A 25,839-nucleotide genomic window follows, 5' to 3' on the forward strand; every position below is an offset into this window, starting at 1 on the left:
TATTTACCTGATAATTGTTGTGCTACTTGTGTAGTACAGTGTCCTTTTATCGTCTTTTCTTTATCAACCAACTTATCATTTAATTTATGAATTATCGCTACTCAAAAGGTATTAGCAATATAAAGCGGGCAACCGCTTTTTTGCTTTTTATGATTGTCCACTGTAGTTTTGGACAAGTCCCAAACAGTTATTATCTCCCTCAAAATGTTAGCTACGACCCTGCTATTCCAACGCCCCAACAATACTTTGGCTTTCAGGTAGGCGACTGGCATATTCAGCACGAGCAGTTGGTGGGTTATATGAAAAAAATTGCGGAGGTTTCTAACCGTGTCAAGATTACTGAATATGGCAGAACTTACGAAAACCGCCCTCTTCTTTTATTGACTATTTCATCACCCAAAAATCTGGCGAATATCGACCAAATCAAAGCTGAACACCACAAGATTGTTGAACCCGACAAAGCAAATAGCCTCAAAACTGAGAATATGCCTGTGGTAGTATGGATGGGCTATTCGGTACATGGCAACGAAGCCAGTGGTACAAATGCCGCCCCTTTGGCGGTATATTATTTGGCAGCCGCACAAGGTGCTGAAATAGATTCGCTTCTGAATGAGTCGGTTATTTTGGTTGACCCTCGTATCAATCCCGATGGTGGCGAGCGTTTTTCGAGTTGGGTAAATGCCAACAAAAGTATGAATTTGGTGAGCGATGGCAATAGCCGTGAACTCAACGAAGCTTGGCCAGGTGGACGTTATAACCACTACTGGTTTGACCTAAACCGTGACTGGCTTTATACACAACACCCAGAAAGTAAGGGGAGAATCCAGAAATATCACGAATGGAAACCAAACATTTTGACCGACCACCACGAAATGGGTAGTGCTTCGTCATTCTTCTTCCAGCCTGGTATTCCTGCTCGTACACACCCGCTAACGCCTAAAAAGAATATCGACCTTACCGAAAAAATCGGAACATTTCATGCTGCCGCACTAGACAAAATTGGTTCGCTATATTTTACCAAAGAAGGATACGATGATTTCTATTATGGAAAAGGCTCTACCTTTCCCGATGTACAGGGCTGTATTGGTATTTTGTTTGAACAAGCTAGCTCAAGAGGCCATTTGCAAGACACACCTAATGGCCCAATGAGTTTTGCGTTTACGATTCGTAACCAATTTACAACAACACTTTCTACATTAAGAGCAGCCAAAGCTATGCGTCAGGAATTGTTGGATTATCAGCGGGCTTTCTATCAAGAAAAATCTACTTCTGCTACTAAAGCATACGTTTTTGGGAATACCACCGACCGCGTAAAAACATGGGAAATGGTAAAAATACTTCGTCAACACGAAATTGATGTGTATAACTTAGCCAAAGATGAAACCCTAGAAGGCAAAACTTTCAAAAAAGAAAATGCTTATGTTGTTCCGTTGAGCCAACCTCAATATCGTTTGATTCAAGGAATTTTTGAAAAGCGTACAACATTTGAAGATTCTCTTTTTTATGATATTTCGGCATGGTCAATGCCTCATTGTTTCAATGTGCCTTATGCAGAAGCCAAAGTTCCTGTAGCTCTGGGCGAAAAACTTAATAAAAATGATTTTCCCAAAGGCCAAGTTATCGGAAAAAGCAGTTACGGTTATATTTTTGAATGGGACGCTTATTTTGCTCCAAAGGCGGCTTATGAACTCCAAAAAAGAGGTTATAAATTAAAAGTAGCTACCGAACCATTTACGGCCATAATAGCAGGTGGTACAAAATACTTTGATTATGGCACTGTCGAGATAACCGCAGGTGGTAATCAACTGGGCAACCTTGATGCCCTGCATACTTTGTTACAAACCCTAGCCGAACGTGACGGTGTCGATTTCTATGCAGCACCTACAGGCCTAACCCCTTCGGGAATTGACTTAGGAAGTAGCTATTTTGCTCCGCTCAAAATGCCTAAGCCATTGATGATTACAGGAGCAGGGGTTAATCCAAACGATGCAGGTGAAATTTGGCACTTACTAGACACTCGTGTCAATGTTCCTTTAACGATGTCTGATATTGCCCAAGTAAACCGTATCAACCTCGACCGCTACAATACCCTCATTTTGTCGAGCGGTGACTATACTAGCTTGAACGACGAGAAAATCAAAGCTTGGGTACGTAATGGCGGTACACTAATTGCCCTTACCGATGCCGTACAATGGGCTTCGGGCAAGGGTTTGTCGCCTGTAAAAATCAAAAATATTCCAGCAGATACAACGGGGGCAAAACCTTATGCTTTGGCCGAAAGATACAAAGGGGCTCAGCAAATTGGAGGGGCTATTTTCCAAGTGAAGCTCGACCCTACTCACCCAATTGGCTATGGTTATAAAGACCAAACTTTGAGTGTTTTCAGAGATAATACTATTTTCTTAGAAAAAATAAAAGACCCGTACAATGCCCCATTGATTTATACCAACGAACCTCTCGTAAGTGGCTATATCACAGAACGTAACAAGAAGCTTCTAAGAAACACTCCAGCGGTAGTTGCTACGGCTTATGGAGCAGGAAAAGTTATCGTTATGACAGATAATCCTAACTTTAGGGCTTTTTGGTATGGAACTAATAAGTTATTTTTGAATGCTATTTTCTTTGGAAGCACTATTCTCTCAGGAGTTAGAGGTGGCGAAGAAGATTAATTAATAGCCCGAACCAACGTTCGGAGTTCGTACAAACCTCCGAACATTGGTTCGGGCTAATTCAAAAATATGAAACTTTTAGAACCAAACGGCTTAGTCGATAACTTGTACAGATATGTACAAACCCAAATAGAACTCACACAAATTGAGGTTCAAGAACGTATTGAGGCGGCAATCAAAAAACTTGTTCTGCTATTTGTTCTTGGTATTATCAGTGCTATTTTTCTTGTATTTGTTTTTATTACCCTCTCGTTATTTCTGAATCATATCACTCATAGCTCTTATTGGGGCTTCCTGATTGTTACCTTTCTACTAGGCATTATTACAGCATTGGTATTTTACGCTGTTAAAAAACCCCTAGAAAAAGAAGATATCCCCAAGCCTCAAGAGGCCATTGCCGAGGATATAGAAGTATAGCCATTCAATCATTTCTGTCGATAGCCTAACAATAAATAGGCTTTTTTCGCTACTTTTGAGCTATTATATCAACGCAAATCAAGCTCTTTATAAAGCATTATTGCGTATTCTTGCTCTTTAGGCATATCGTATTTTTGTATCTTTGCATGATAGTCTCATTTAGTACTACATAAAATCTAACGTTATGTTACCAGTAATAAGCACTCAAAATACGGCTGCTCGGAAGGAACAACTCCAACAAGAAGCACAACAATACAAAAACAATATAGACACACAGGTAACTCAGCTCAAAACCGACGCTACTAAAATCGGAACAACCACCTTGATTATTGGCGGGGTATTGGCGAGTGCCTATTTGTTATTTCGACTCTTTACTTCGTCGGATTCAAAAAAGAAAAAGAAAGATGAAGAAGCCTACTCTTCACTTCCTGTCGAAAAAAATACAGATTCAGATAAAGAATCATGGATTGTAAGTTCTATCAAAGGATATATTTTGTCCTTTTTAATAGCTATTGCCAAAGACAAACTACTGGAAGCAATATCGATGATGAAAGAAACTAATGCAACAGAAGAAGAAAGTACTAATCAATAAAATAAGTGCCTTAAAGGCTACCAACAAAAAGGCTATTGCTGTTTTGATAGACCCCGACAAAGTGGTTTTGGAGCAGTTTACTCGCCTGCTAAATCTTAGTATAGAACACCAAGTAGATTTTTTCTTCGTGGGAGGAAGCCTTATTACTACCCCAAATATCCATGAGATTATTAGTCAAATCAAAAAACATACATCTATTCCTGTAATACTATTCCCTGGCAATAGTATGCATATAGATACCTCGGCCGATGGTATATTGTTCCTTTCTTTAATTTCTGGTCGTAATCCTGATTTTTTGATTGGACAACACGTTGTGGCGGCTCCGTTGCTTAGGCAGAGCAACCTCGAAATTATATCTACGGGCTATATGATTATCGAAAGTGGGCGTCCTACAACGGTTTCGTATATTTCTAATACAACGCCTATTCCTCATAACAAGCCCGACATAGCAGCTTGTACAGCTATGGCAGGCGAAATGCTGGGAATGCAACTTATGTACTTAGATGCTGGAAGTGGGGCTCAATACCCCGTTACGGGCGAAATGATAAAAGCTGTACGTAAGTCGGTAGATACACCTTTGATTGTGGGTGGAGGTATTAATTCGGGCGAAAAAGCCCAAATTGCATTTGAGGCTGGTGCCGATATTATTATTATAGGTAATGGTATTGAGAAAAACGTAGATTTACTTACCGAAATAGCCCAAATCACTACAAAGTTTAACCAAAGATAAGTAGCTAGGACTTCAATGATTTATAAACTACATCCATGATTTTTCTTCTTATTTTGAGGGTATTTATTTTCGTATTATTTGCAGAAGGGTGTACTCGGTTAGATAAAAAGACAAACACCAATTCTTTTACTGGGTCGACCCACACCAACGTTCCTGTATAACCAGAGTGCCCATACGAGGCAGGCGATACCATCGACGAAATATAATTGCTATCGCCATCGCTTGGCAGTTTGTCCCAGCCCAATGTACGATGGCTTCTTGGTGATTTTGTTTGTGAAAAATATTGAATCGTACTTTCCTCTAAATACTTTTTGCCTGCATACGTTCCTTTTAGCAAATTCATTTGCATCAATACAGCCAAGTCGCTAGCTGAACTAAACAAACCTGCATGTCCCGAAACACCACCCAGCATAGCTGCTGTTTGGTCTTGTACTGTACCTTGTAATAGTTTTCCACGAAAAGCCATATCTTGCTCGGTAGGTGCAATTTGATTTTTAGGAAAACTTTGTAGAGGATTAAAACCCGTTGTTGCAATACCTAATGGTTTATAGAATGTATTTTTCACAAAAACATCTAAGGGCTGAGCTGTTACCTTTTCAACCAAATGATGTAGCATAATTAATCCTAAATCGCTATAAACAAACCCGAATTGTCCTTCTTTACTTTTCTTTTGGCTTAGTGGCGACTTAATAACCCATTGCCACACAGAATCTCGAATAGCAGGCTTGGCATACATTCCATCGGCTACTAACAACGAATATTCGGTAGAGGCTTGCTGACTATAGTATTCGGTTTTCCAACCCAAAGGAACACGGGTTCTTTCCCAAAAAGGAATATATGCCACCAAGCCAGCTTGATGCCAAAGAATATCTTTGATAAGCATATTTTCTTTATTTGTACCTTTTAGCTCAGGCAGGTAAGTGCCTATGGTTTCGTTTAGGTTAATTTGCTTGCGGTCGTACAAATACATAATTGCCTGTAATGTGGCCGATACTTTGGTTACAGAGGCCAAATCATAAATTGTTTTGGTGTCGACAGCGGCACTATTAGCTTCATAACTCAAATTACCAAAATTTTTGTTATAAACAATCTGGCCTTTACGTGCTACTACAATCTGGCACCCAGGAAACGCCTTTTGTTCAATAGCACTTTTTACGATGGGGTCGATGTCGGCAAAGCCTACAGCATTAAAGCCTACACTTTCGGGGTTGCCATTGAACAATAGCCCAGTTTGGTTTGTCATAATACCATCGCCTGCTTTATAAAGCCCTTCTACCGAAACAGGCAATTTGCCTCGTGCGGGCAATGTTCCAAACAATACATTGGCAACAGCCTTGTGAGCAGCCTCGACATCTTCATAGCCACATACTACCGCCGACGATTCGGCAAAATATTTGAGGCTATATGGATTACCAAATACACATAAAATCACATTGGTTTTTTTTTCTAGTTTTTTTACAAACTCCTGCAGGCCTACACTTATACCATAACGAGCATACGGGCTATTTCGGAGGTCATGAATTCCCAATATTACGGTTTTGGTAGAGTCTACATTTCGTAAAACTTCGTTGAAAAATGCTTCTGTGGGTTTTCCTGTAAAATGCTGAAATGTACCAAAACGATTAAGAGCCTGCTGAAAAGTATTGTCATGGCCAATGTCTATTCCTACCGACACAAATTTGCGGTCGATATTACTTAATGGAATTTGATTTTGGGTATCTTTCACCAAGGTTACGGCATTATTAAATAACTCTTGACGTACCAAAATCGCCTCTGGTGAATGAAGGTCTTGATAAAGGTTTTCGGTTTCTACGTATTTGAATTTATGTAACCCTACCCAATATTTAGCTCTTAGAATTTTCTTCACCCGGGCATCTACCTCAGCTTGTGATATAGTACCATTAGTGACAGCCTCTTTGATTTTTTTGATACCTTCTGGGATATTTTCAGAATAAAGCAAAATATCGTTACCCGCCAAAAATGCCTGTAGGTCTATTCCTCCTGGTACATACGCCCCTGTGCGAACACCCCGCATATTGAGGGCATCGGTAATCACTAAGCCTTTGAATCCCATTTCATTTTTGAGCAGATTAGTAACAATGGTAGGCGAAAGGGTAGCGGGCTTCCAGTCATAAATAGGAACTTGCAAATGTCCAACGATAACCGATTTGATAGAGTCGTCGATAAGACGCTGAAAAGGATATAATTCTACATCGTGTAGACGGTCGGCATTATAAGCCAGTTGTGGTAATGTATGGTGCGAGTCGCCATGAGTGTCGCCATGCCCAGGAAAATGCTTGGCACAAGCCAATAGCTGTTGGTCTTGCATACCTCGCATATAGGCACTGCTTTTGGCTGCTACGTTTTCACGAAGCTCGCCAAATGAGCGATGCCCAATAATAGGATTATTGGGATTGCTATTTATATCGACTACCGGGGCAAAGTTGAGATGCACCCCAAGGCGTTTGCATTGACGGGCAATTTCTTGTCCCATTCTATAAATCAAACCATTGTCTTGAATCGCCCCTAAGGTTATTTGCTTTGGAAAAGCCATGGTATAATTCATACGCATAGCCAATCCCCACTCGCCATCAATAGAAACCAACAAAGGTATTCGAGCTGTTGACTGCAAGCGGTTATTGATTTGAGCCTGCAAATGTGGCTCACCTTTAAAGAAAATAATTCCACCTACCCCATTATTACTTACCAAAGATTCTACCTTTCTGAAGTGCCCTTCACCATTGTTGGGGTGTACAGCTACCATAAAAAACTGCCCAATTTTTTGTTCGTCGCTGAGCGTAGCAAATACACTATCTACCCACTGATTTTCTTCTAGGAGGCTATTTTGCGAAAATAAGGGAGATGAAAGTGGCGGAAAAGCCATACGGGCAATCGGTGCCAGAATGGCGATTTTTCTGGCCTTATATTTACGATGTTTTTTAACAGTATGTCTTTTTTTTCGACCTCTGTCTTGGTCAAAAAAACCTGTAGAAAATCCATCTGTAGCGATAGACAATACTCCTAAAAACCATAAAATGGTGCAAATACAATATATGACTCTTTTGAACATGATAAATATCTAGGGTTATTAGCACTAGGCGGTCCTAAAGCTAAAGTAAATCAATGGTTAGGTTATCTTTTTTTGTATGTATTGTACATCCAATTAAGCGTCTCAGTAGGTCTATTTCACAGAATAATCTTACCACAAGACCACAAAATTACCATAATTTGTTTGGCATAAAAAACCTCCTACCCAAGTTCTTAATTTTATGTTTTGAATTCTTGTGGCAAAGCATCGTGTACAATGCTCTTATAATACAGCTGATATTAGTTATAAAACGAAAAAAGGCTATGACCTATATGATAGGATAGCCTTTTTTATCAATGTGGTATTTTGTTTACTGTTCCATCAAATATGCTTTGATAAAGTCGTTGATTTCACCATTCAACACGGCATCGGTATTGGAGGTTTGATGATTGGTACGATGGTCTTTTACACGACGGTCGTCCAATACATAACTTCTGATTTGTGACCCCCATTCGATTTTCTTTTTGCCTGCTTCAACTTCGGCACGAGCAGCGTTACGTTTTTCGATTTCTATTTGATACAATTTTGATTTCAATAATCGTAGAGCCACCTCTTTGTTTTGCAACTGTGAGCGTTCTTGTTGGCAAGCAATAATAATACCCGAAGGCTTGTGGGTTAAACGAACGGCCGTTTCTACCTTATTAACATTCTGGCCACCAGCCCCACCCGAGCGAAAAGTATCCCATTCAATATCGGCGGGGTTAACATCAATTTCGATGGTGTCGTCGGCCAAGGGATACACATACACCGAAGCAAATGATGTATGACGACGGGCGTTGGAATCGAAAGGCGAAATACGTACCAAACGGTGAACTCCATTTTCTGATTTCAGATTACCGTAGGCAAATGCACCATCTATTTCGAGCGTAACAGACTTTATTCCAGCTACATCACCATCGTTATGGTCGACTTCACGAACCTTGAAGCCATTTTTTTCGCCCCACATAATATACATACGCATCAGCATAGAAGCCCAATCCTGTGATTCTGTACCACCAGCCCCTGCGTTTATTTCGAGTACAGCCGACATATTGTCGCCTTCGTCAGACATCATCTTACGAAACTCCAATTCAGCCAGTTGGTCTTCCAGTTTTTGTCCTTCGACATCCACTTCGGCTTCAGTAGCTTCGCCTATGTCATAAAACTCAAATATGGTTTCGAGGTCGCCCAAAAAACCATTAGCTTTATCAAAACCACCCGTCCAAAACTTCAGCTCACGCATTTGACGCATGGTTGATTCTGCTTTTTTAGGGTCATTCCAAAAATTAGGGTCGAGCGTAACCGTTTCTAATTCTGATATTTGGTACTTTTTGTTATCGTAGTCAAAGATACCTCCTCAAAGCCTCTACTCTGGCTTTCAGGTCATTGAACCTGTCTCTTGTCATGTTTTTGTGTTTTTTAAAGATAGACTACAAAGATAGGATATTTTTTGGCATGAAACGTACACTTCACTCAGGGCAATCGGTTAGCAATACCCCCAAGACACCCTCACACAATCATGTGACAAGCCCATTTGGGTATTTTCTAAAAAACCCCTATTATCTATATTTTTCTTCATTTGTCATCACATCATTGTGTTATATACACATCTATTTAGCTTTTTTTCTCGTTTATCATATACCAAAGTATACAAAACTTGGCTTTATAATCCTTACTTTATTTCCTTAAAATCAATCAGTATGAAAACTAACAAAATCCTTACTTATGCTTTCTTATTATTGGGAGCAAGCTTATTTCAATGGTCATGCAGCAAAGAAAGTGATTCGCTAGAACCTGTTCCACAAGACCCCAACGCCCCCAAAGGTCAGGTACGAATAGGTATTACCGATGCTCCGATTGACAACGCCGAAATCAAAGGAGCTTTTGTCACAATTACAGAAGTACGACTTGATGGTAAAAAATTTGAAGCATTTCAAGGCCCCAAAACCATCAATATTGCCGAACTAAACAATGGAAACTTTTTGACATTAGGCGAAGGCCAATTACAAACAGGAACTTATAGCAAGCTTACCCTTATTTTTGATTACGAAAAAGACCAAACGGGCAATGCCCCTGGCTCGTATTTATTGAAGGCCGATGGTACCAAAAGTAAACTCGTTATTTCGGGCAATAGCCGCAACTCGTTGGATGTAAATACAAAATCATTTACTATTAACCAAGATGGCACAACCGATTTAATGATTGACTTTGACCTGAGAAAAGCCATCAAAACATTCAACGAAAATGCTAAAAAGAACTACTCTTTTGTTACTTACGGCGAGTTACAGTCTTCTATAAGAGTAGTAAACAAAAACACCACGGGTAGCATTACGGGGCAAGTGAGTGGCTACAATGCCAGTACCATGGGTAATGTGGTAGCGTATGTGTACAAAAAGGGAGAATTTAACCAAAGTACCGAAACCAAAGGTCAGGGCGATAGCTCGGTAGAATTCAAAAATGCAGTATCAAGTGCCAAAGTAGACGGTGGGGGTAATTTTAAGGTTTCGTTTTTGGAAGAAGGCGACTACGAAGTTCATTTTGCCTCTTACAAAAATACTGGCGATGCCAATTCTTCTGTAGTACTAAATTCATTCTTGAGCCTTTCAAGCAACCTAGATTTATCAAAAATATCGGTAAAAACCAATGCCGAAATCCGTCTATCTCTTTCTGTAAAAGGGCTTTTAGGTTTGTAGTACTATTCATTTCGTATTCTACCTATTCCATACCCTAGCTAAAAATAACATGAGGCCACCTTTATGGGGTGGCCTCATGTTGTGTTTATAGAAAGGGACACTTTGAGCGTATAACTGCTATAAAATACCCAATCAGTATTAGGCTACAACAATATTCCAGTTGAGCGTAACTTCTTCCATCTCTACTTCTACCGAAGTGACTAGGGCATCTACGACTTCCAAAGAAATAGCTTGTACTTCTTGGGCGATATAGTCTTGATAAGCCAATACACCTGCCGATACTTCAGTATTGGTATTCAACAACTCGATTTTGATTTTGTCTGTTACTTCAAAACCCGAGTCTTTACGGAAGTTTTGCACACGATTGACAAACTCACGAGCAATACCTTCTTGACGCAAAGCTTCTGTAATAGTAATATCCAATGCCACCGTCAATTCATTGTCTTTGGCCGAAAGATACCCTGGTAGGTCTTCGGTCAAGATTTCAACCAATTCTGGGGTAATTATAATATCGGTATTGGCTGGGTTGTATTGATTTTCTTTTTCCAAAATAGCAATATCGTCGTTGGTCATTGCCGTAATCAAAGCCGCCACTTCTTTCATTCTTGGGCCAAATTTTGGGCCTAATGCTTTGAAATTTGGTTTTACCTTTTTCGACAATACCCCCGAAGCATCGTCCAAGTATTCTACCGATTTGATATTTACTTCCGACTTAATCAAATCATCGACACTACGAATTTGTTCACGTGTTGTTTCACTCAATACAGGAATCAATACTTTCAACAAAGGTTGGCGTACTTTGATTTTGTTGGTTTTACGCAATGAGTGAATCAATGAACATATACGCTGAGCCAAATCCATCGACGTTTCCAAATTGGCATCAATCCATTCGGTTTGTACCTTTGGAAAATCCGTTAAGTGTACCGACAACGGAGCATCTGTTTGATTAATCGTCACATTTTTGTACAACCAATCGCTATAGAAAGGAGCAATAGGCGACATCAATTGAGCTACTGTTTTCAAACAATAAGCCAAGGTTTCGTAAGCCGATTTTTTATCGTCGGTCATTTCACCTTTCCAGAAGCGTCGTCTGCCCAAACGTACATACCAGTTAGACAGGTGGTCGCCTACAAATTCTTGGACGGCACGCCCAGCTTTGGTTGGTTCGTAAGCATTAAAGGCTTCGTCAACCTCGCCAATGAGGGTTTGTAATTTTGATAAAATCCATCGGTCAAGTTCAGTGGCTATCGCTTTGTCTAATACACCTGTTGGCTCGTATCCATCCAGATTGGCGTATAAGGCAAAGAAATTATAGGTGTTGGTCAACGTACCAAAAAACTTATTACGCACCTCTGTAACACCCGACAAATCAAACTTGAGGTTATCCCAAGGTTGGGCGTTGGTAATCATATACCAGCGGGTAGGGTCGGCACCGTATTTTTTTAGTGTTTCAAATGGGTCTACAGCATTGCCCAAGCGTTTGGACATTTTGTTACCATTTTTGTCTAATACCAAACCTGTCGACACTACATTTTTGAAAGCTACCGAATCAGAAATCATAGCCGAAATAGCATGTAAGGTAAAGAACCAACCACGAGTTTGGTCAACCCCTTCTGAAATAAAATCGGCAGGATAAGCCTTCTCAAAAATATCGTGGTTTTCAAATGGGTAATGCCACTGAGCATAAGGCATTGCACCCGAATCAAACCACACGTCTATTAAATCGGTTTCACGAGTCATTACTTTACCCGAAGCCGACACCAAATATACTTCGTCAACAAACGGACGGTGTAAATCAAGCTTATCATCGTCGATAGCATTTAAGAATGCCGTATTTTTAGCACGTTGTTCGTCCGACAAGACATCGTCTTTCAAAGCATGCTTTACAGCATTTACTAGCTCTTCGATAGAACCTACGCATACCTCTTCGGTATCTTCCGAACGCCAAATAGGTAGTGGTGTACCCCAATAACGAGAACGAGACAAGTTCCAATCAACCAAGTTTTCCAACCAGTTACCAAAACGGCCAGTTCCTGTCGATTCGGGCTTCCAGTTGATAGTATTGTTCAGAGCTATCAACTTATCTTTTACGGCCGTTGTACGAATAAACCAAGAGTCGAGTGGGTAATATAACACTGGTTTATCGGTACGCCAACAGTGTGGATAAGGGTGGTCAAATTTCTGAACATTAAAAGCTTTATTTTCAGTTTTCAACTGAATAGCAATACGTTCATCGACCGATAGGTATTTGTCACGACCTTGTTTAATGCGTTGTTCTTCTTTTTCTTCATCAGAAAGGTACGCTTCTTTTACAGGCTCGTTGGCGTAGTCGGTGATTTCAGCAACAAAACGACCTTGGCGATTAACGATAGGCACTTCTTTGCCATTTTCGTCTCTTACCATAATCGAAGGAATACCATTTTGTTGAGCCACTCTAAAGTCGTCTGCACCAAAAGTAGGCGATGTATGTACCACCCCTGTACCATCTTCGGTAGTAACAAAATCACCAATAATTACACGAAATGCAGGAGCATCAGGCTGAATATACGGGAAAAGTTGTTCGTATTCGATACCCTCTAGGTGTGCACCTTTCATCTCCATAACAACTGTCCAAGGAATGATTTTATCACCATCTTTGTAAGTAGTAAAATCGGCATCTTTTCCTTTTTCGTTGAAATACTTTCCTACCAAATCACGAGCCAAAACTACATTTACAGGCAAATAGGTATATGGATTAAATGTTTTTACCAACACATAATCAATATTTTTACCTACTGTCAAAGCCGAGTTGGCTGGCAAAGTCCAAGGCGTGGTAGTCCAAGCCAAGATATAAATGTTATCGCTATTGGCGGCATCGAACAAATAGCCCGATTTGCCAGTAAGTTTTACTTTAAACTGAGCCGTTAAAGAAGTATCTTTTACTTCACGATAACAGCCAGGCTGATTAAGCTCGTGCGAAGACAACCCTGTTCCTGCTGCTGGCGAATACGGCTGAATGGTGTATCCTTTATAAAGCAAACCTTTATCGTATAGCTTTTTCAAGAGATTCCATACCGACTCGATATAGTTGTTCTCGTAAGTAATATAGGGGTCGTCGAGGTCTACCCAATAGCCCATTTTTTCGGTTAGGGTATTCCATTGGTCGGTAAATTTCATTACCGTTTCACGACACTTTTGGTTATACTCTTCTACCGATATTTTTTTACCAATATCATCTTTGGTAATACCTAATTCTTTTTCTACTTGAAGCTCGACAGGCAAACCGTGTGTATCCCAGCCGCCTTTACGTTTTACCTGCTTTCCTTTGAGGGTTTGGTAACGGCAGAAAATATCTTTGATAGCACGTGCCATCACATGGTGAATACCGGGTGCTCCGTTGGCCGAAGGCGGACCTTCATAAAAAGTAAATGTAGGCTGACCTTCACGGATTTCGACTGATTTTTCGAAAACTTGATTCTCTTGCCAAAATTTCAGGATTTCATCTGCAACCTGAGCGTAATCGAGGTTTTTATATTCTTTGAAGTTCATTATAAACAGTTTTCTAAAATACGTGTTCTTTACTATAACTGAGCTAGTACGTTGGGTATTGCTCAAAATTCTTGTATAACTGATACCTAACGACTTGCCTCAAAATTCCTGCAAAAGTACAAAATCCTTTTTAAATAAATGATGCTTAGTGCGGAAAAGGCAGTGGCTATTCGGCTTTGGGCTTTGGACAAAGGGTATTATAAGATAAAAATAAAAAAGTTGTACCTGAAAACAGATACAACTTTCGATACAACCTTAAAAGATTATTGCCCTTCTAACTCTCCTACTTATGAAATTTTTTGTTTTACTTTATTAGTGAATTAAAGTGAAAAAGTGGTTAGGATAACTCTAAAACCCTATAAACTAAACCTTATGAATACGCTTTACTCTTGTTTACAGTCGCAAGAAGCTGCACCAACTTGAGACTATGTTTTATTTTTTTTATGCAATCTGACAACTCGAAGAAATTTTAGCGGTTAGGTATTGTTTTCTCTTTAACTTTATTGCCTTATTGTTGATACAAATTTATAGCAGAAACTGGCCTTCTGAATTTGTATTCGATAAACTGTAGTAAATAGAACATTTTTGGTAAAAAACGGAAGGAAATCGGTAATAAGAGTTGGGAGGAAAAGAAACAAAAGTCACTCCATATAATTTGATAGCACAGAAAACATTTGTTATAGATACCCATATAGAACCAATGAAAATGCGTAAAAAGGCCGACTTGCCAGCCAAAATTTGTCAAACTTGTGGAAAGCCGTTTGTATGGCGCAAAAAGTGGGAAAAAGTATGGGATGAGGTAAAGTATTGCTCAGATAGATGTAGAAATACTAAAAAATCAGCAGGAAGCTAGCTTGGAAGCTGATAATTAATGCTAGATAACCATCCTGCTAAAATTGGGGATTCTATTTATCGTAGTAAACCACTTGGCAACATATCAATATGTCTAATGCAAAAAACAGAATTAAGAAAACTATACAAAGAAAAACGTAAGGAGCTATCTCAATCCGATTTTGAGGAGCGTTGTCGGGCTATTGTTGAGGGAATATTGACCCATTTTGATTTTTCATCGGTAGAATATCTTCATCTATTTTTACCTATCCATCGGCAACGAGAAATAGATACCTATAAGCTCATAGATCAACTCAAAAACCGTTACCCCTTGCTTAAAATAGTTGTACCGAAGGTAATACCCAACTCGTTCGAGATGACACACTACCTATACACCCCCACTACCCTCGAACTCAATTCGTGGGGTATTCCAGAGCCACTGCCCATCAGACAAAACCAAATCGCTGAATCACAGATACAAGTGGTAATTGTGCCTTTACTGATTTTTGATACACAAGGCAATCGGGTTGGTTATGGCAAAGGGTTTTATGACAGATTTTTGCAAAAGTGTACCAACAACCCACTAAAAATAGGCGTTTGTATAGAAAATGCCGTTGAAAAAATAGATAATATCGACCCTTTCGACATACGACTGGATTTTTGTGTAAGCCCCAACACCTTGTATGATTTTAGGTAAGTAATTGACAAATAGTGTATTATTGACAGGTTTTAAGCCCCGTTTTAGGTAAATATTACCAATATATTATTCAAACTAAAAAAAATCCTTTTCTCTTCCAAGATTATAGAGTAATTTTGCGGACTTTTTAACAGGTCGCAAAGTAGTGAAAATCAGAAAATTACTGCGATTTTGGAAAGAAGGCTTTTGGAAAGGGTATTTTATACTAAAACACCGCAGACGAATGCACTTATCTCGATATTGGAAAATAGGTTTGGTGGTATTGTGTATGCTTTTAGGAGCAGGTAGTACTTGGGCTCAATCAGGACAAGGGCAACAAAAAGAGTTGAAGTTCATAACGGCAGAAAAACGATTTCTAGGTGTTCGCTTTATTTATGACCGACAAATTATCAACAACCCTTTGGCTTTGCAAATACCAATGCTACAACTACGTGACCCCGAGGTAAGCAGAGAGTTTTTGATGTACAAAAGCCAGCGGCAGGCCGTTCAGTGGTTGAGCCTTATTTCGGCAGGTGTTTCGCTTTATACCATTTTTAATCGAGACAAAGTTTCCGATGGTTTTTATTGGGGTACAGTTGGTGGCACACTTCTTGTGAATAGCTATCTCAATATTAAATCGAATATCCATTTAGGTAGGGCTGTAAACCGCTTCAATCAGCAGGTTTTACTTCAAAATCAAATAGGATTAAGTATGGAAACCTTGCCAACACAGCAAACTGTAGCTGGACTCAGTTGGCGACATAGCTTTTAAATACAAGTAAATTTTTAATATAACCAAAAACAAAGTACGTAAAACAATGAAAGTAGCAGTAGTCGGAGCCACGGGTTTGGTCGGTGGCGAAATTATGAAAGTTTTAGCGGAACGCAACTTCCCTGTAACAGAACTTATTCCAGTAGCCTCAGAACGTTCTGTAGGTAAACAGATTGAGTTTAAGGGTAAGCAGTACACCGTAGTAGGCTTCGAAGATGCTATCAAGTTAAAACCTGATGTAGCTATTTTCTCGGCAGGTGGTGGCACTTCTACCAAAATCGCCCCATTGTTTGCTGAAGCAGGCATTACGGTGGTTGATAACTCGTCGGCTTGGCGTATGGACCCTACCAAAAAATTGGTAGTACCCGAAATCAACGCCCAAACATTGACAAAAGAAGATAAAATCATTGCAAATCCTAACTGCTCGACTATCCAGATGGTCGTGGTGTTGAATCCTTTGCATTTGAAATATAAAATCAAAAGAGTAGTTGTATCGACTTACCAGTCGGTAACAGGAACAGGTAAAGCTGCTGTAGACCAACTATTTGCTGAGCGTGAAGGCCGTACAGATGTACCTGCGGTATATCCTCACAAAATCGACTTAAACGTTTTGCCGCATATTGATGTATTCTTAGACAACGGTTATACCAAAGAAGAAATGAAAATGGTAAACGAAACTAAGAAAATCATGATGGACGATTCTATTGCGGTAACTGCCACAACAGTACGTATTCCGACAGTAGGCGGCCACTCAGAAGCGGTAAATATCGAGTTTGAAAACGAATTTGATTTACAAGAAGTATACGACATTTTGTCGAAAGCAGAAGGTGTTGTAATCCAGGATGACCCTAAAAATGTGTTGTATCCAATGCCATTGACGGCACACGGAAAAGACGAGGTTTTTGTAGGCCGTATCCGTCGCGATGAATCACAACCTAAAACATTGAATTTGTGGATTGTAGCCGACAACCTTCGTAAGGGTGCTGCTACTAACGCTGTTCAAATTGCGGAATACTTAAGTAAAAATAGTCTTTTATAATTTTAGGTTTGAGCATCAAGAGTCAAAAAAGGAAGAGGAGCATTTGATATTGGAGTGGTGTCCAGCAAATCTTTTGGCTCATCTTCATTGAATTGAAAAACCGAGGTATTTATCTCGGTTTTTTTGTTGGTTTTTAAATATCACTCTTTTTTTCGTAATAAGAAGCAGGCTTTGGCAAACTCAATACGGGTGGTCGCCAATAGATTTTTTTACCAAACTTAAAAGTAAATCCTGCATGAATACTATATAAAGAACTAAAGCCTCCCTGACTTTCGGTATAAGCAATACCCGAATACTTCATTTTGATATACACTCCCAAGCGGTCGGTAGGGTCTTGAAACTGAACTCCTGCACTTGGCGAAAAGCCCCAATTAATGCTATTTTTTAAGGGCGTATCTTTTACTAAACTTTCATATCCACGTACAATATGGGCATCGTATTGGCTAACATAAGTACCTGTTTCTATACCAACAAAAGGTTTAACTACTTTTTTATTCCATAAATAGTACTCGGCCAATACCGAAATCGGAACTACTCTTTTAAATATCTTGCCATAACTCAAAGGAAGTACATCACTTTGGGTTTGAATAGTAAGCCCTACTCGCATATCATAAATGCCAATATTAGCCCCTAATTTCAGTTTTTCATTGATATGTTTACGCAGGCTAAAGTCTAAACCTGTTCCAGCAAATTTGGCATTGTTGCCCCATGCCTTTTCCCCCACATAACTGAATCCAGTACTTACTTGAATCTGACCCATAACATTGACGCAATATAACAATAGAAGTGCTAGGAAAAGTTTTTTCATAATTTGCTAGGTTTTCATGAGATGTATTAATTATACAATTAAAGATAAGCAAAAAAATAATAGGTAGTTTACTGGTAATCAATAATTTAAGAGCAGCCTTTATTGTCAGAGTTAAGGTATAAAAAAAGCGAGGCTAGCCTCGCTTTTTTTATACCTTAACTCTATTTTATTATTTCAGCACATAGGCCAACTGAGCTTCGTATTCGGTAATCCATGCTGTAATTTCACTCACGATTTGCTTCATCGAAATACTCGGCTTCCATCCTGTTAAGTTGGTTACTTTGGTATTATCGGTTACGTACAATCTAATATCGGCAGCACGGTTTTCGGTAATCTGCTTGATAGGAATAGTTTTGCCTGTCACTTCCTGACAAATTTGAGTAAGTTCTTGCAAAGAGGCACTTACTTCAACGCTCCCTCCTACATTCAGAATTTCTCCATTAACTGTATCTATATTATGTAATTGAAAATCAATCAAACGGTACAAATCCAATACATGCAGCATATCGCGGGTTTGCTTGCCAGAACCACCGTAGCCAATATAAGCCAATTGCTGTTCAAAGAAATGTTTGGCTACCCAAAGCACCATAACACCTTGGTCTACTTTACCCATTTGCCAAGGGCCAGTGAGTACTCCACAACGGTTAATTACCGTTTTGAGGCCATAAAATTCGTTGTATTCATGAATCATCAGCTCAGAAGCCAATTTGGTAGCTCCGTACAAAGATCTTGCTCCATCTAGCGGAAAATCTTCGGCAATACCTTTCGACGACACCCCTCTAACAGGTTGTTCATCGGCCAAGGCAAAGCGTGTTTCTGTTTCTACAAAATTAAGTTTCTCGATGGTTTTGATAGGATAGATACGGCTTGTAGAAAGGAAAATGAAATTGGCATTCACTTTTTTGGCATAATTCAAGCAATTGATAGTACCTACCAAATTGGTATTGATTAAGTAATCAGGTGTTCCGTCTAGTCCAGCCAATACCGATGGCTCTGCCGAGGCTTCAATAACCGAATCTACGACAGGGAGGGCATCAAAATCCTCTTTGTTACGAATATCGCCATGAACAAATATTGCTCCTGCCTGAGCCAAACGAGGCAAGTTTAATTCAGAACCTTTTCTACGAAGGTTGTCTAGGCAAATAACTTCGTATTGAGGATAATTGGTTTTGATGGCAATAGCTAGTGAAGAACCCACAAACCCAGCTCCTCCAGTAATTAATATTTTCATAAACTGTTTTATTTAAAGTAAAAAAGTGTTCTATTGTTTGGCACAAGGCTAAGCATAGAACACTATTTTGATGGGATTATTCAATTCGTTTGAGTCGAATATTTTCGGCTGGGCGAATAATAAGCGGTACTTTTTCTACTTTTACGGCACTGGTATCAAGGCCAAACCATTTGTCTTCAGAAGGGGTAAAATCCTTGATAAAGAAGTAGGCTTTCATAATAAGTGCTTCAATAAGAGGCAGTTCGTTGTCATAAGAAAGGAATTTTTCCAATACAACAAAACGGAAATCCCCTATTACATTCTGACGATTCAATGACTCGTAGCGCGAAGTAATATCAACCTCCCCATTTTTCACCATTTCTTCTACTACTTTTCGGAAATAAAGATTGATTTTTTGTTCTATCCTAAAACCTAGTCTAAACGTAACTTTAATTACATCGTCTGGCTCAATTACCTTTACTTTATACTCCATGGTATAGGGGTCGTCGAGGGTATCGACGTGCACAAACCAATAAATATCAGCACGTTTAGGTCTTTTTTGGAAAATAGAATAAATAATTTTTGATTCAATCTCGCCTGTACGGGCAGCATTCGACATAAATACCAAGTGAGTTGCATATTTAGGAATACTCATATCTTGGCTAAGGTCTTTTAATGGAGCTATATAATCGCTTACTTTTACATATTCTGTCAAACGCATTTTGATAATAAAAGCACGATACCAAATCACCATAAGCGTAATAATACCCAAGGCAATAAATAACGATACATACCCCCCATGCACAAATTTGCGTAGGTTAGCTACCAAGAATGAGCCTTCAATAGAAACATATACAACGATAAAGGCTACAATCCACCACATATCAAACTTCTTGACATGGAGATAATAGGCCATCAGAGCCGTAGTCATCAACATGGTTAGGGTAATAGCCAAGCCATAGGCAGCTTCCATATTGGTAGATTCTTTGAACCACAATACTACCCCAATACACCCCAGCCAAAGGAAGATATTCATACTTGGTACATACAATTGCCCTTTTTGGTCGGAAGGGTAATGTAAGCGTACTTTTGGCCAAAAGTTAAGACGAATAGCCTCCGAAACCAACGTAAATGACCCCGAAATAAGGGCTTGACTGGCAATAATAGCTGCTGCTGTAGCAATAACAATTCCCCAAATCAAGAACCATTCTGGCATTAATTCAAAGATAGGCTTACGACCATTGAGCAATTGCCCCTGCTGATGAATCAACCAAGACCCCTGCCCAAAATATTGAAGAATTAAACAAAGCTTTACAAATACCCAACTCACCCGAATGTTGTCTCGACCACAATGCCCTAAGTCAGAATAAAGGGCTTCGGCACCAGTTGTACAAAGGAAAACAGCTCCCAAAATCCAGAAACCACCTTCGCCATTATAAGGATTGGTAAGAAGTTCGTAGGCGTAATAAGGAGAGAATGCTCTGAGGATACTCCAATCTTTGGCAATCCAATAAATACCAAAAATACCAAGCATACTAAACCATATAAGCATAATAGGGCCAAATGCTCGCCCTACCACCTTTGTTCCAAAAATCTGAAACATAAATAAGGCTGTAATGATAACCAATACAATCGGAACGGTGTCGATCTCGGGCTGAATCATCCTAAGGCCTTCAATAGCCGACGCTACCGAAATCGGTGGCGTAATGATACCATCGGCCAAGAGTGTCGATCCGCCAATAATAGCTGGAATGGTAAGCCATTTGGCATGTCGCCTAACCAAGGCAAATAGGGCAAAAATCCCTCCTTCACCACGGTTGTCGGCTCTCAAAATCAACACCACATATTTGAAGGTTGTTTGGAGTGTTAATGTCCAAAAAATACAAGATAAACCGCCCAATACGGTGGCCTCATTGATGGGAGCAGTACCAATAATCGACTGCATTACGTAGAGAGGGGATGTACCAATATCACCGTAGATAATACCCATTGCTACCAGCAAACCTGCTGCGGTAGCTTTGTCCATGTTTTTGTGTTCCATAAAAGGAATCAGTTGTGTTTTTTTATGATAGTGATTAGACTTACTTAGTTGGTTTTCTGTATTTTACTGAATAAGTCTTACGTTTTATATAAATAGTACCCGAGAAAAACACAATAAATTAAAGGTTTTGTGATAGATAGTTAAGTTTTTTTGACTCACAACACTAAAAGTGAGCAAATATAATATCTCTTCCGAATTAATTATCAAGAAAAAAGACATCCCTACTACAGAAGTCCAAAATTATTGAAACTTTTTGGTATTTGTTTGGTGTTTTAGTAAACTGATTAATTTTCATAGTAATACCCAAAAATAATATTCATTTCATCTTCCGATGTAAGGCCAAAACTAATGGCCTTGTTGGTGGTATTATTATAGGTTACTACCGAGCTTAGTCCTTCGCCTTTTTTTAACTGAATAGGTTTATCATAATTAGTAATTTGAGGGTGTTCCCAGTTGGTACTTTCATATACGGTTTCGCCATCACGGCTTCCTCCTTTTATTTTTATCACAAATTTTTCTCCGTATTGGTGGTTGTGCGACGTAAGCGTCACAATCGTAACATCTTTATTAAACTTGAAGTCTTTGATAATCGTTGTTTTTTGATTGGCTGGTAAGGTAAACGACGTATTGTTGAAATCTATCATTTGTACAACATTTTTAACCAAACTTTTATCGACAGTATAAAAATTAGCATAGTTTTCGCCAAGCAACGAATTGGATGTTTTGTTGAAATAATGCGGGTTAAGGTCTACACTAGCTCCTGCAGGAATAAGGAGAGCTGTACCAGCAGGAAACTGAAAATCTTGGTTGGGGTCGGTGCCACCACCCAAAAAAACATGATTTGACATCTGTAAAAGTACAAGAGGATTGATGCTATTATTAGAAAACCTTAAATCTCGTACCTGATTAATTTCGGGAAGTACAATAGGGTTTTGTTTGTCTCTAAAATCATAAACTACCATGTGGTGGCTATTGGGGCGAGCCTTGAGTTTGATTCTATTGACATATATATCTGACTGGTTACCAATGGCTTTTCTTACAAAAACTTCTCTTTCAAAATTGGGTTGAATCGTAAATTTTTCTACACTCAACTGATACCCCGTCAAACCTTCTTCTTGGGGTGTTTGAAGGGGCTGAAAATTGGTATTGTCTACCACATAGCTAGGCGTGGTGTCGTCTAACAACGCTTTATCGACAATATCGCCAGTACGAGGAGCACCAGCCTCAATCCACCGACGTACAAATTCTATTTGACCTACATACAGGGCATTGCCTCCCAAAGGCATAGGCGAGCCATACACCTTTCCCCCATGGTGCGAGGCATTCCAGTTGAGTTTATGAAACAACAGACTCTCAAGCGATTTATAAGGCTTTACCCGTTGAAAATTATCTGCTTTAGCCAAATCATTGGTAGGGGTAATTCCCACCAAATTGGCATAGGCTACCGTTTTTTCCAATACAAGCTTATGTTGTAAATAGCTTCCATCTTGTGTAGAGGCATGACAGCCCGATGTAGCACAGGTAGGCGTAAGAATTTTTTCTTGAATCAAATCAAACGATGATTTTTCAGTACTGGGGGTTTCTATATCGGTAGTCTTTTTTGAACAAGAAAGTACACCTACAAACAAGAAAATACAGAAAATTAATGGGTAAATATTTTTAGTGTTCATCTGAGCTGTGGAAGATTAGAAAATGGCTCAATCAAATGAATAATCATCATCTTGATTGAGCCTTATGGGTAGGGACTTTTCTTTGACAATACCTATTGCTATGCCAAGCAATAGCAATCCGTCATTTCATTGGGTTGAATTTTGAGTACATTGGCTAGTACTAACAATACCATGGTTCGAGATGCCAACCATTGGGGAATATGAGCTATTTCACAAAACTTCTCTATGGTAATTTGCTTATTTTCAGCAAGGTATTGCATCAACACCTTCTCTTTTTCGCCAAAATGGACAGGCACACTATTATCGTTTTCTCGCCTTAATATTTGTTTTACTTCTTTACTAGCTTGTACTGATCGGTCCTGTACACGAACATACGCTTTGGGAGGTTCGGCATTGATTTTTACAAAATGGGGCTTTCCTGTACTCTTGGGTATCGAAAACACCAATACGTCTCGTTCGTCGGTAATAGCAATGCGTTCTAGTTGGTAGTCGATTGGTGGGTCGCAGTATTTCTCTATGGCCCTCACAAGGGTGTACTCTTCTTCGTCAACAAACTTCAGGCCAGGGATACTCTTGTCGTCGCCAACACCTACTAGCAGTTTGCCACCATCAGTATTGGCAAAGGCTACTACTTCACGGATAATTTTTTCGGGATGATTTGCTTTTAGTTTAAATTCTAGTTTGCTACCTTCACCTTGCCTTACAAGGGTTCTTAAATCTTTTAAATCCATGTCTGATACGCGGCTATGGCTATCAGTTTTCTCGAAATACGCAACAAGTCCTTGATTCATAATGCGTTATGTTTATGGTGTGACAACGCAACACTTCCTGTTTGTTTTAAAGATAACATTTTTCAATTGAGAAAATTTCATCCGTGACAAAAAATATTTCTAGTATAAAACTACTACATCACTAGACTTTATATATCTTTGTGGTAAATTTTAACTTGAGGCTAAGCTTCGATAAATCAGCAAGGTAAGTCCTTGTATTTTGATAAAATGGCAGATTTATTAGCACTAAAACAAGCCTTAGAAACACTCTCGTTAGGGGAGTCGCTTCAATATGTGGCTGAACACTACAATCAAGTGGTTTTTTCTTCGTCGTTTGGCCAAGAAGACCAAGTGATTACCGATGCAATTTTTAAAAACAACCCAACAAAAGCACCACTCAATATTCGTGTATTTACCTTGGATACTGGTCGTTTGTTTCAGGAAACTTACGAATTGATGGACTCTACTAAAACCAAGTACAATCAGCAATTTGAAACGTACTTTCCCAATACCGCAAAAGTAGAGGCTTTGGTTAAGGAAAAAGGGTTTAATAGCTTTTACTATTCTGTAGAAAACCGCAAAGAGTGTTGTTTTATCCGTAAGATTGAGCCATTGAAAAGAGCTTTGGCTGGTGCCGAAATCTGGATTACGGGCTTACGCTCGGAACAATCCGACAACCGTGCTGGCATGGAAATCGTAGAATGGGACGAAGCCAATAAAGTTATTAAATTTAATCCATTGATTCACTGGACATACGACGAAGTTTTGGCATATTTGAAAGAAAACAAAGTACCTGACAACCCACTTCACCGCAAGGGTTTTATTTCGATAGGTTGTGCTCCATGTACTAGGGCTATTGCCGAAGGCGAACACCCACGAGCTGGACGCTGGTGGTGGGAAGCGTCTCAGAAAGAATGTGGCTTGCACGCTTCCTAATATAAAGTACTGAATATCAACAGCTCACTACTTATACAAAAGCGTGATATTGGGTTCAAAACAGATAATAAAACACGATTTGTAATACATAATATATTGAATATGAGTAATTTAGAAATAGATTCAAGTGTAGATGTTTCTTCTGAAAATTTACCAAAATGGGGCGTTTTCCCTCGTGAATTAGAAGATGAAGCCATTTATATTATCCGTGAAGTAGCTGCTCAGTTTGAGAAACCCGCTCTTCTTTTCTCTGGTGGTAAAGACTCTATCACATTGGTTCGTTTAGCCCAAAAAGCATTCTATCCAGGCAAAATCCCCTTCCCTTTGGTGCATATCGACACTGGCCATAATTTTCCTGAAACGATTGAATTTAGAGATTGGTTGGCCAAAGAAGTGGGGGCCGATTTGATTGTTCGTTATGTTCAAGATTCTATTAATCAAGGCAAAGTAAAAGAAGAATCGGGAAAATATGCTTCAAGAAATGCCCTTCAAACAGTAACCTTGTTGGATACTATCGAGGAATTCAAGTTTGATGCTTGTATTGGCGGTGCTCGTCGTGATGAAGAAAAGGCTCGTGCCAAAGAAAGAATTTTCTCGGTTCGTGACGATTTTGGTCAATGGGATGCCAAACGCCAACGCCCCGAATTGTTCGATATGCTAAACGGCCGTATTTCTATTGGTGAAAATGTCCGTGTTTTCCCTATTTCAAACTGGACTGAGCTCGACGTTTGGAATTATATTAAGGAAGAAAATATGGCTATTCCATCAATCTATTATTCTCACAAACGCCAAGTAATTGAGCGTGATGGTATGCTTTGGGCTGACTCTGAATATCTGAACAAAGATGCTGACGAAATTCCATTTGAGGCTACAGTACGTTTCCGTACTGTAGGCGATATGACTTGTACTGCAGCGGTAGCCTCTGAGGCGGTTGAATTAGACGATATTATTGGCGAAATCCTTTCTGCCGAAATCTCCGAACGTGGTGCTCGTATCGACGATAAACGCTCTGAAGCTGCTATGGAAAAACGCAAGCAACAAGGATACTTTTAACGTGATGAGTTTTGAGTGAAGAATAAAATAAATACTGATTTACAAAACAACTCCTCACTCAAAACTCGACATTCAACTTGAGAATTATCAAGCTTGTTGAAAGTTTACCTAATAAGCCAATAGCACAGGTAATTGGAAAACAATTACTTCGTTGTAGAAGGGACATCGGTATGAGCAAATTACAGGGCATGTAGAGCAAAATCACCCGCTGATTTTATAGCAAAGATTGTAATTGTTGTTGAGGAAGCTGATGAATCATTATTTTGAATAGAATTATTAGTAGAATCTGGAATTGTGAAAGAAGAGTTGTTAAAAGACCTGATAAAAGAGGCGGACG

General features: G+C 39.4%; 19 protein-coding genes. 11 read left to right on the forward strand and 8 right to left on the reverse strand.

Annotated features, from left to right (window positions below):
- Nucleotides 1-86 precede the first annotated feature (86 nt).
- From FLEMA_RS71030 to FLEMA_RS71045, 4 genes are all read left to right on the forward strand, one after another.
- Nucleotides 87-2,669, forward strand: a complete 2,583-nt coding sequence (locus FLEMA_RS71030; protein ID WP_081681342.1) for a M14 metallopeptidase family protein — start codon at nt 87-89, stop codon at nt 2,667-2,669.
- A 69-nt stretch (nt 2,670-2,738) separates the two neighbouring features.
- A complete protein-coding gene (locus FLEMA_RS71035) occupies nt 2,739-3,086 on the forward strand; it encodes a phage holin family protein (protein WP_052354150.1) in 348 nt (115 codons plus the stop codon).
- A gap of 184 nt (nt 3,087-3,270) precedes the next feature.
- A complete protein-coding gene (locus FLEMA_RS71040) occupies nt 3,271-3,678 on the forward strand; it encodes a hypothetical protein (protein WP_044172288.1) in 408 nt (135 codons plus the stop codon).
- The gene (locus tag FLEMA_RS71045; protein WP_044172290.1) at nt 3,647-4,408 is read left to right on the forward strand and encodes a phosphoglycerol geranylgeranyltransferase; all 762 of its coding nucleotides are present in this window, start codon (nt 3,647-3,649) and stop codon (nt 4,406-4,408) included. The genes FLEMA_RS71040 and FLEMA_RS71045 overlap by 32 nt, the downstream gene beginning before the upstream one ends.
- 4 nt (nt 4,409-4,412) lie before the next feature.
- Here the strand turns inward: FLEMA_RS71045 and FLEMA_RS71050 are convergent, their stop codons facing one another.
- On the reverse strand, nt 4,413-7,478 hold the full coding sequence (locus FLEMA_RS71050) for a serine hydrolase domain-containing protein (protein WP_229359474.1): 3,066 nt from the start codon (nt 7,476-7,478) through the stop codon (nt 4,413-4,415).
- 328 nt (nt 7,479-7,806) lie between these two features.
- Nucleotides 7,807-8,881 (reverse strand): peptide chain release factor 2 gene (gene prfB, locus FLEMA_RS0133120; protein ID WP_144080123.1). Its coding sequence is split into 2 segments (ribosomal slippage): nt 7,807-8,820 and nt 8,822-8,881, totalling 1,074 coding nucleotides; the frame shifts between segments, so codons are not numbered across the junction.
- 294 nt (nt 8,882-9,175) lie between these two features.
- On the opposite strand from prfB, the gene FLEMA_RS71055 reads away from it, so the two are divergent.
- Nucleotides 9,176-10,168, forward strand: coding sequence for a DUF4382 domain-containing protein (locus FLEMA_RS71055; RefSeq protein WP_052354151.1), 993 nt, complete (start codon nt 9,176-9,178; stop codon nt 10,166-10,168).
- Between the two features lie 138 nt (nt 10,169-10,306).
- Here the strand turns inward: FLEMA_RS71055 and ileS are convergent, their stop codons facing one another.
- On the reverse strand, nt 10,307-13,696 hold the full coding sequence (gene ileS / locus FLEMA_RS0133170) for an isoleucine--tRNA ligase (protein WP_026997871.1): 3,390 nt from the start codon (nt 13,694-13,696) through the stop codon (nt 10,307-10,309).
- Nucleotides 13,697-14,402: 706 nt separating this feature from the next.
- On the opposite strand from ileS, the gene FLEMA_RS71065 reads away from it, so the two are divergent.
- From FLEMA_RS71065 to FLEMA_RS71080, 4 genes are all read left to right on the forward strand, one after another.
- On the forward strand, nt 14,403-14,549 hold the full coding sequence (locus tag FLEMA_RS71065; protein WP_374755633.1) for a DUF2256 domain-containing protein: 147 nt from the start codon (nt 14,403-14,405) through the stop codon (nt 14,547-14,549).
- A gap of 96 nt (nt 14,550-14,645) precedes the next feature.
- Nucleotides 14,646-15,224, forward strand: a complete 579-nt coding sequence (locus FLEMA_RS71070) for a 5-formyltetrahydrofolate cyclo-ligase (RefSeq protein WP_044172300.1) — start codon at nt 14,646-14,648, stop codon at nt 15,222-15,224.
- Between the two features lie 223 nt (nt 15,225-15,447).
- Nucleotides 15,448-15,975 (forward strand): hypothetical protein, encoded by a 528-nt coding sequence (locus tag FLEMA_RS71075; RefSeq protein ID WP_044172303.1) that lies wholly within the window; start codon nt 15,448-15,450, stop codon nt 15,973-15,975.
- A gap of 46 nt (nt 15,976-16,021) precedes the next feature.
- Nucleotides 16,022-17,014 carry an aspartate-semialdehyde dehydrogenase gene (locus FLEMA_RS71080; protein WP_044172307.1) on the forward strand — a complete coding sequence of 331 codons (993 nt, stop codon included), beginning with the start codon at nt 16,022-16,024 and terminating at the stop codon, nt 17,012-17,014.
- Between the two features lie 133 nt (nt 17,015-17,147).
- On the opposite strand, the gene FLEMA_RS71085 is transcribed toward FLEMA_RS71080, so the two are convergent.
- The 5 genes from FLEMA_RS71085 to FLEMA_RS0133295 all read right to left on the reverse strand — a co-directional run bounded on the left by FLEMA_RS71085 (nt 17,148) and on the right by FLEMA_RS0133295 (nt 23,534).
- Entirely contained in the window at nt 17,148-17,822 is a 675-nt protein-coding gene (locus FLEMA_RS71085) for a hypothetical protein (protein ID WP_144080124.1), read from the reverse strand.
- Between the two features lie 169 nt (nt 17,823-17,991).
- Entirely contained in the window at nt 17,992-19,053 is a 1,062-nt protein-coding gene (locus tag FLEMA_RS0133270) for an NAD-dependent epimerase/dehydratase family protein (RefSeq protein ID WP_026997872.1), read from the reverse strand.
- 76 nt (nt 19,054-19,129) lie between these two features.
- Nucleotides 19,130-21,073, reverse strand: coding sequence for a KUP/HAK/KT family potassium transporter (locus FLEMA_RS0133275; RefSeq protein WP_026996447.1), 1,944 nt, complete (start codon nt 21,071-21,073; stop codon nt 19,130-19,132).
- Between the two features lie 284 nt (nt 21,074-21,357).
- Nucleotides 21,358-22,743: a monooxygenase gene (locus tag FLEMA_RS0133285; protein WP_044172313.1), complete on the reverse strand. Its 1,386-nt coding sequence runs from the start codon at nt 22,741-22,743 to the stop codon at nt 21,358-21,360.
- A 98-nt stretch (nt 22,744-22,841) separates the two neighbouring features.
- Nucleotides 22,842-23,534: an AlbA family DNA-binding domain-containing protein gene (locus tag FLEMA_RS0133295; protein WP_229359476.1), complete on the reverse strand. Its 693-nt coding sequence runs from the start codon at nt 23,532-23,534 to the stop codon at nt 22,842-22,844.
- Between the two features lie 207 nt (nt 23,535-23,741).
- On the opposite strand from FLEMA_RS0133295, the gene FLEMA_RS71090 reads away from it, so the two are divergent.
- Entirely contained in the window at nt 23,742-24,449 is a 708-nt protein-coding gene (locus FLEMA_RS71090) for a phosphoadenylyl-sulfate reductase (RefSeq protein WP_044172317.1), read from the forward strand.
- A gap of 102 nt (nt 24,450-24,551) precedes the next feature.
- Nucleotides 24,552-25,502 carry a sulfate adenylyltransferase subunit CysD gene (gene cysD, locus FLEMA_RS71095; protein WP_081681344.1) on the forward strand — a complete coding sequence of 317 codons (951 nt, stop codon included), beginning with the start codon at nt 24,552-24,554 and terminating at the stop codon, nt 25,500-25,502.
- The last annotated feature ends 337 nt before the right edge of the window (nt 25,503-25,839 follow it).

The organism is Flectobacillus major DSM 103 (assembly GCF_000427405.1).
In the GTDB taxonomy this organism is placed as follows: Bacteria; Bacteroidota; Bacteroidia; order Cytophagales; family Spirosomataceae; genus Flectobacillus; species Flectobacillus major.

Coding starts and splice junctions, on each gene's coding strand:
- FLEMA_RS0133285 (WP_044172313.1), bottom strand. CDS start 22,743: ATGAACACTAAAAATATTTACCCATTAATTTTCTGTATTTTCTTGTTT.
- FLEMA_RS71075 (WP_044172303.1), top strand. CDS start 15,448: ATGCACTTATCTCGATATTGGAAAATAGGTTTGGTGGTATTGTGTATG.
- FLEMA_RS71070 (WP_044172300.1), top strand. CDS start 14,646: ATGCAAAAAACAGAATTAAGAAAACTATACAAAGAAAAACGTAAGGAG.
- FLEMA_RS71065 (WP_374755633.1), top strand. CDS start 14,403: ATGCGTAAAAAGGCCGACTTGCCAGCCAAAATTTGTCAAACTTGTGGA.
- FLEMA_RS71045 (WP_044172290.1), top strand. CDS start 3,647: ATGCAACAGAAGAAGAAAGTACTAATCAATAAAATAAGTGCCTTAAAG.
- FLEMA_RS71090 (WP_044172317.1), top strand. CDS start 23,742: ATGGCAGATTTATTAGCACTAAAACAAGCCTTAGAAACACTCTCGTTA.
- FLEMA_RS71055 (WP_052354151.1), top strand. CDS start 9,176: ATGAAAACTAACAAAATCCTTACTTATGCTTTCTTATTATTGGGAGCA.
- FLEMA_RS71085 (WP_144080124.1), bottom strand. CDS start 17,822: ATGAAAAAACTTTTCCTAGCACTTCTATTGTTATATTGCGTCAATGTT.
- FLEMA_RS0133275 (WP_026996447.1), bottom strand. CDS start 21,073: ATGGAACACAAAAACATGGACAAAGCTACCGCAGCAGGTTTGCTGGTA.
- ileS (WP_026997871.1), bottom strand. CDS start 13,696: ATGAACTTCAAAGAATATAAAAACCTCGATTACGCTCAGGTTGCAGAT.
- FLEMA_RS71080 (WP_044172307.1), top strand. CDS start 16,022: ATGAAAGTAGCAGTAGTCGGAGCCACGGGTTTGGTCGGTGGCGAAATT.
- cysD (WP_081681344.1), top strand. CDS start 24,552: ATGAGTAATTTAGAAATAGATTCAAGTGTAGATGTTTCTTCTGAAAAT.
- FLEMA_RS0133295 (WP_229359476.1), bottom strand. CDS start 23,534: ATGAATCAAGGACTTGTTGCGTATTTCGAGAAAACTGATAGCCATAGC.
- FLEMA_RS71050 (WP_229359474.1), bottom strand. CDS start 7,478: ATGTTCAAAAGAGTCATATATTGTATTTGCACCATTTTATGGTTTTTA.
- FLEMA_RS71030 (WP_081681342.1), top strand. CDS start 87: ATGAATTATCGCTACTCAAAAGGTATTAGCAATATAAAGCGGGCAACC.
- FLEMA_RS71035 (WP_052354150.1), top strand. CDS start 2,739: ATGAAACTTTTAGAACCAAACGGCTTAGTCGATAACTTGTACAGATAT.
- FLEMA_RS71040 (WP_044172288.1), top strand. CDS start 3,271: ATGTTACCAGTAATAAGCACTCAAAATACGGCTGCTCGGAAGGAACAA.
- FLEMA_RS0133270 (WP_026997872.1), bottom strand. CDS start 19,053: ATGAAAATATTAATTACTGGAGGAGCTGGGTTTGTGGGTTCTTCACTA.